The sequence below is a fragment of the Streptococcus sp. E29BA genome, assembly GCF_041807805.1.
Lineage (GTDB): Bacteria > Bacillota > Bacilli > Lactobacillales > Streptococcaceae > Streptococcus > Streptococcus entericus.
In genome coordinates this window covers 1-6843 of record NZ_JBGTZA010000058.1, presented here as the reverse complement: position 1 = coordinate 6843, position 6843 = coordinate 1, and the positions used below count along the sequence as shown (strand labels likewise).

Sequence of the window (6843 nt, the reverse complement as noted above, 5' to 3'; positions counted from 1 at the left end):
AGACATAGAGTTCTCCTGTTTTCTTTAGTGTAGAACACTTTATAAATTCTGTCTAGTTTAGTGTAACCGATTCAGTTGTCTTTTTTGACCCTAAAGGGACTCAGGAAGAAGTCAATCTCCTGCAAGACCAGTTGCACACCCGCTACCCAGCCTATCACTGGGAGGTCAAAAATCAGGCTCTGATGCACCAGCATAGTCCCCACACAACCCCTTATCAGAGCAGCTGTGATGCTATCAGTAAGTACCCCGAACGCTGTACAGCGATTGCGGTGCGGTTATTGGAGTATGACTTGGAGATTTTTGCCCCCTATGGGTTAGAAGATATAGTGAACTTTATTGTCAGACCAACTCCGCATTTTGTGACTCATCCAGAGCGTCTAGCACTGTACCGCCAGCGTGTGCTATCAAAGAATTGGACAGATAAATTGCCACAGCTACAGGTAGAGTTGGAAAATCATTAACAAACTAGGTTGTCTGTTGGTGAGAATGCTTATCGTATCAGCTGTTGGTTGAGCGTTGGTTGTGATGATTAAACTAGTTTCATATACCTTAGCAGTGATTGATGGTTACCCCTCCTTGGTTCAGATGACATTTTGGCAGTATGAATTTACTAATCGACTTCTGCACCAAACGAGTTAATAACCGACTGGGCAGCTCTGCGATGATACCATAGAAAAAAGAAAGGAAGACCATGACCTATAAAGGCTATTTGATTGATTTGGATGGAACGATTTACCGAGGTAAGGAGAGGATTCCTGCTGGTGAGGCTTTTGTCCGCCAGTTGCAGGAGCGAGGGATTCCCCACCTTTTTGTGACCAATAACACCACCCGTCCGCCTGAGGCGGTACAGGCACTATTGCGCGACCAGTGTGAGCTGGAGGTAGATGTGGCAAAAATCTACACGGCAAGCCTGGCGACAGTGGACTACATGAATGAGTTAGGCAAGGACAAGACAGTTTATGTTATCGGAGAAGCAGGTCTCAAACAAGCGATTTTTGAAGCAGGTTATGTGGAGGAAACGGAAGCGCCAGCCTACGTGGTTGTTGGACTGGATACAGAGTTAACCTATGACAAGCTGGTGACGGCGACCTTAGCCATTCAAAAGGGAGCAACCTTTATCGGTACTAACCCTGACCTTAATATTCCAACTGAACGTGGGCTCTTGCCGGGCGGTGGAACAGTCACCCGCCTTCTGGAGTTAGCAACTCGTGTTGAGGCAACCTTTGTTGGTAAGCCACATGCGATTATCATGAACAGAGCTCTGGCGCGTCTCGGAGTGGCGAGAGAAGAAGCCATCGTTGTCGGTGATAATTACTTGACCGATATTCGGGCGGGGATTGATCATGGTATTGATAGTTTGCTGGTTTTGACAGGCTTCACCAAGCCTGAGGAGGTGGCTGATTTGCCACTGGCACCGACCTATGTCCTCAATAGTTTAGCGGAGTGGGATTTTGATGAGAACTAGAGGACAAGTGTTTATTGGTCTATTATGGTTGCTGGCGCTAGCGGTGCTTTTAACGATTAGCTTAGCTTGGGTGTTTTATCCCATAGCCATTGAGCAGTTTGAGTTGACCTCAGTGGTTGCCCTGTCTAGGCAGGAGCTCATGGACAATTTCAACCAGTTGATGACTTATTTGCTTCACCCCTTGAAGCAGGAACTTTTCATGGCTGATTTTCCTGTGTCTGCTAGCGGTGCCAAGCATTTTGCAGATGTTAAACACTTGTTCTTGCTGGCAGAAGCAGTCTTTATTGGTTTAGCTTATCCTGCGGTGCGCTTTTTCTTCCAAGCAATGCGTGATAGGGAACTGATTTTTTATCGACAGATTTTTTTGGGAGCTATGCTTTTTTCTGTGCTTATCGCAGGGCTGGGTATGGTTGTTGGATTTGAAACTTTTTTCACTCTTTTTCATACCTTGCTTTTCCCAGGAGACAGTTCTTGGTTGTTTAACCCTACGACTGATCCAGTGATTTTGGTGCTACCCGCCGAGTTTTTCCTGGCCTGTTTTATCCTCTTTTTTCTGATTTACCAAGCTCTCGTGGGGATGTTGCTACTGTTGAGCTACCGACAGTCGGCTTCTGACAGTTTAGAGAATAGATTTTGTTTTATTCAGGCTGATTGAAGAGGAGGAACCGTGCTGGCTCCTTTTAACAGTCCACCTTTAATTTTGATAGAAACGAGTGACGACGTGATTTATTTTGACAATGCCGCGACGACCCAGCCCTATCCCGAGGCGCTGGCGACTTATCAGCAGGTCGCGACTAAGATTTTCGGGAACCCCTCTAGCCTTCATGGTCTGGGGGGTCAGGCGACGCGGTTGCTTGAGGCGTCAAGACGCCAAATAGCCGAGCTCTTAGGCTGTTTGCCAGAGGAGATTTTTTTCACTTCTGGTGGGACGGAGAGTGACAACTGGGCCATCAAGGGGACTGCCCTTGAAAAGAGCAGTTTTGGGAAGCACCTCATCGTGTCTAGTGTCGAACACCCTGCGGTGCGGACCTCAGCCAAATGGCTGGAAACCTTGGGCTTTGAGGTGAGCTATGCTCCTGTGGACAAGGCTGGACTGATTGACCTCCCAGCCCTTTCAGCCCTCATCAGACCTGATACCATTTTGGTGTCCGTCATGGCAGTTAACAATGAAATTGGAGCTATCCAACCCATCTCAGCCATCTCCGACCTTTTGGCGGATAAGCCAGGCATCACCTTTCATGTGGATGCCGTGCAGGCGGTTGGCAAGCGTGATATGGCTGATGTGCTGACAGACCGTGTGGACTTGGCCTCTTTCTCCAGTCATAAATTTCGTGGTTTACGTGGTGTCGGCTGGCTCTATAAAAAGTCTGGTAAGCGGATTGCACCGCTTTTAACAGGCGGTGGTCAGGAGAGCGATTTGCGCTCGACGACAGAGAACCTCCCAGCCATTGCGGCAACAGCCAAAGCGCTGCGATTGACCCTAGAAAATGACCATGACCAGCGTGTCAAGGTGCGTGCGATGAGAGACGTCCTGCATAAGGCCTTGAGCCAGTTTGAGGATGTTCGTCTCTTTTCAGGGACAGATGAGTGGTTTTCACCGTCCATCATCACCTTTGGCATCAAGGGCGTTCGCGGCGAAGTCACGGTTCATGCCTTTGAAGAACATGAGATTTACCTGTCGACTACCTCAGCCTGCTCCTCCAAGGCTGGTCAGCCAGCTGGGACCCTGATTGCTATGGGTGTGCCTGTCCGTGATGCCCAGACCGCTGTCCGTATTAGTCTCGATGCTCACAACGACATGGGGCAGGTGGAGCAATTTTTGACCATTTTCAAGCAGATTTACGATAAGACCGAGAAAGTGAGACGCTAAGCCGTCCAAGTAAAGGAGACACATGCAGTATCAAGAAATCATGATTCGCTTTGGTGAGTTGTCCACCAAGGGCAAGAACAAGATGCGCTTCATCAACAAACTTCGCAAGAACATCGCTGATGTTCTGTCCGTATACCCAGAGGTTGTGGTCAAGGCTGACCGTGATCGTGGGCACGTTTACCTCAATGGGACAGCTTACGAGCCTGTGGCTGAATCGCTCAAGCAGATCTTCGGTATCCAGGCCTTTTCACCTGTCTACAAGGTCGAGAAATCCGTTCCAGCTCTCAAAGACGCGGTCGTCGCTATCATGACAGGCCTTTACCGTGAGGGCATGACCTTTAAGATTGCCAGCAAGCGCAGTGACCACAGCTTTGAACTGGATAGTTATGGGCTCAATCTGGATCTGGGAGATGCCGTTTATACCGCTCTGCCATCCATCAAAGCCCAAATGAAAGCTCCTGACGTGACGTTGAAGGTAGAAATTCGGGAGGAAGCGGCTTACCTCTCTCATGAGGAAGTCAAGGGGGCTGGCGGTTTGCCTGTGGGGACATCGCCCAAGGGCATGCTCATGTTGTCGGGCGGGATTGACTCCCCTGTGGCGGGCTATCTGGCGCTCAAGCGGGGGGTGGAGATTGAAGCGGTTCACTTTGCCAGTCCACCCTACACCAGCCCAGGTGCGCTCAAGAAAGCGCACGACCTGACGCGCAAGCTGACCAAGTTCGGTGGCAACATCACCTTTATTGAAGTGCCGTTTACAGAGATTCAGGAGGAAATTAAGGATAAGGCACCCGAAGCCTATCTGATGACCCTGACTCGTCGATTTATGATGCGGATTACCGACCGTATTCGTGAGGTGCGAAAGGGCTTGGTGATCATCAACGGGGAAAGTCTGGGACAGGTGGCCAGTCAGACTCTGGAGAGTATGGTCGCCATCAACGCCGTGACCAATACGCCTGTTATCCGTCCTGTTGTGACCATGGACAAGCTGGAAATCATCGAGTTGGCGCAAAAAATCGACACTTTTGATATTTCTATCCAGCCCTTTGAAGATTGCTGTGCTATTTTCGCTCCAGACCGTCCAAAGACCAATCCCAAACTCAAAAATGCCGAGCAGTATGAGGCACGTCTGGATGTCGATGGTCTGGTCGAGCGTGCAGTGGCTGGGATTAAGTTGACTACCATCACACCTCAAGTGGAAAAAGACGAGATGGCTGATTTGATTGAGGAACTGTTGTAATGTGGCAGAGCTTTAATCGTTATGTGGCTAGGCTCATTCAAGCAGTTATTATTGGCATATCTGCTCTTCTCTTATTCTATTTGTCCGTCCAGCTCCTACGACTTCAAGCCTATATGCCTTTGACCCGTTTGGAGGATATGATTTTCATTCGACAACAACCAAGTGTGTTGATTGAGGTGGGTATAGGTTTGCTTCTTTTGGTTGCTCTAGCGCCTTTGCTCAAAAAGATACCACCCCATCATCTATTTTTGGGGTGTGCGCTCCTCTATCTACTAGCTGGATATGGTTTGATTAGCCATGTCGATTCAGTAATTCGTGCTGATGCCAAACGAGTTTTTGAAGCCGCTCTTGCTATGAACCAAGGGGACTTTTCTTCTCTTACCAAGCAAGGGGCGTACCTCTACCTACACCCTCATCAACTGGGGCTAGTTACTTTGGAGAGATTTTATCTCTTATTTTCATCTAGCCCACGTTTTATTTTCGGTGTCAATCTCATCTTAGTGCTAGCGACCCTTAGGCTTCAGGCTGCAATTTGCCATAAGCTTTATCACAAGGGTCTTGTGACAAATTATCTGATACTCTTGTCCTTTGCCTTTTTGCCCCAGTTTTTCTTTATTCTGTTTGCTTATGGGGCAATACCTGGCGCATTTCTCATTGTTCTTGCAACCTATTTTTTCCTCAAAGACCAGCAATCTCATCGTCTAACTTGGGCAATTTTAGGCATTTTGATGGCAGTCTTTGCTGGAATCGTTAGGAATAACTATCAAATCTTCCTGATTGTCTTGCTCATTCTGTGGCTGATGGCCTATGGTAAAACTCTTAGCAAACGTTACCTCAAATTACCGCTTGCTCTGCTGGTCAGTTTTTTTCTACTAAGCAAATTGCTAACCTTTTCTTATGAAATGGCGATTGGTCAGCCCTTATCTCCAGGGGTTCCAAAACTAGCCTATGTCACGATGGGCTTGCAAGAAGACCCTAAGGGTGCTGTTGGTGGCTGGTGGAATACTTATAACACAAACTTATTAAAAAAAGTCGGCTATGATCAAACATTGGCGAAAGAAAAAACTCAAACGGATTTGAAACAAGCCCTTGGTCGGCTGTCATCTGATGCTGGTTATGCTTCAAAATTTTTTAGAGACAAAATTCACTCGACCTGGTTAGACCCGACCTTCCAGTCAATTTGGACAGGCCCCTTAGCGGCACGTGGTCAGTATACCCATACGTCCTTGCTAAAAAGCATTTATGAGGAGGGCACTGGCTATGCCATGCTGAATCGTTTGGGAGGGGTCTGGTTGTGGCTGGTCTACAGTCTGGCAGCTGTTTATTGGCTATGTCGCTCACGGCAGACGGCAGGTAGGGTCCTTCGTCTCTTTGAGTACCTTCCCTTCCTCTTTTTTATTGGCGGTGTTCTTTTTCACCTCATCTGGGAGACAAAAAGTCAGTATGTTCCCGTCTATGTTTCCTTGTTAACCCAACCTGCAGCTTATAGTTTAGGTCACATAGCAGAGCGACTGATGCGTAAAGTTAAAAAAATAGGCTCTTTGTCAACTGTAGTGGGTTGACCCACTTAACACCGAGAGAGGACAGTTCTTGTCTTCTCTCGTTTTCTGTTTATGGCAATGAAAATGCGAGTTTTGTCTTTTCAAAGTTTCTGAAACCAAAGGCATTGCGCTTAATAACCTTGATGATGTTGTGGGTTGCTTCAATCTTGGCGTTAGAGTAGGGCAATTCCAAGGCATTGACAATCTTGTCCCTATCCTTCAAAAATGTTCTAAAAACTGTCTGAAAGATAGGATTAACGCTTGAAATCGTCTCCTCGATTAGCCCAAAAAACTGTTCGGCTTGCTTTTCTTGAAAATGAAACAGGAGCAGTTGATAAAGTTCGTAGTGTTCTTTTAGCTCTTGAGAATAGCCGAGCAGTTTAGTGACAACCTCCTGATTAGTCAAGTGCCTGCGAAAAGTTGGGCGATAAAAGCGTTTATCGCTGAGCTTTCGACTGGCTTGTTGGAGTAAACTAGTCCAGTGGACTAGTTTAGCCCGAGCTTGAAAACGAGAGAGCGAGGGTTCCAGTAGCGTTTGAGGGCTCTGTATTCGTGGGAATTTCGATCAAACTGGTTCATTATCTGAACATGTAGCCTGTTCATTGCCCTGCTCATATGCTGGACAATGTGGAAACGATCGAGAACGATTTTCACATTTGGAAATAGTTTCTTAGCGATGTCGTAATAAGGGCTAAACATGTCCATGGTGATGACCTTAACACGGCTTCTA

Annotated in this window: 5 protein-coding genes and 2 pseudogenes; 6 read left to right on the top strand and 1 reads right to left on the bottom strand. The window is 47.4% G+C overall.

The features are described from left to right. Window positions 1–86: 86 nt before the first annotated feature. The 6 genes and pseudogenes from ACERC8_RS09585 to ACERC8_RS09560 form a co-directional block, all read left to right on the top strand. A pseudogene (locus tag ACERC8_RS09585) lies at window positions 87–461 on the top strand (nucleotidyltransferase family protein); the annotation flags it as partial. 230 nt (window positions 462–691) lie between these two features. After that, complete coding sequence (locus tag ACERC8_RS09580) at window positions 692–1465, top strand: TIGR01457 family HAD-type hydrolase (protein ID WP_373659657.1); 774 nt, start codon at window positions 692–694, stop codon at window positions 1463–1465. Next, entirely contained in the window at window positions 1455–2120 is a 666-nt protein-coding gene (locus tag ACERC8_RS09575; protein WP_373659656.1) for a TIGR01906 family membrane protein, read from the top strand. Before ACERC8_RS09580 ends, ACERC8_RS09575 begins: the two co-directional genes overlap by 11 nt. A 66-nt stretch (window positions 2121–2186) precedes the next feature. Then, window positions 2187–3335 carry a cysteine desulfurase family protein gene (locus ACERC8_RS09570; RefSeq protein ID WP_373659658.1) on the top strand — a complete coding sequence of 383 codons (1149 nt, stop codon included), beginning with the start codon at window positions 2187–2189 and terminating at the stop codon, window positions 3333–3335. Between the two features lie 22 nt (window positions 3336–3357). After that, on the top strand, window positions 3358–4572 hold the full coding sequence (gene thiI, locus ACERC8_RS09565) for a tRNA uracil 4-sulfurtransferase ThiI (protein WP_373659655.1): 1215 nt from the start codon (window positions 3358–3360) through the stop codon (window positions 4570–4572). Beyond that, window positions 4572–6134 carry a beta-carotene 15,15'-monooxygenase gene (locus ACERC8_RS09560; protein WP_373659654.1) on the top strand — a complete coding sequence of 521 codons (1563 nt, stop codon included), beginning with the start codon at window positions 4572–4574 and terminating at the stop codon, window positions 6132–6134. The genes thiI and ACERC8_RS09560 overlap by 1 nt, the downstream gene beginning before the upstream one ends. A gap of 5 nt (window positions 6135–6139) precedes the next feature. On the opposite strand, the pseudogene ACERC8_RS09555 reads toward ACERC8_RS09560, so the two are convergent. Beyond that, window positions 6140–6843 (bottom strand): annotated as a pseudogene (locus ACERC8_RS09555) (transposase); the annotation flags it as partial.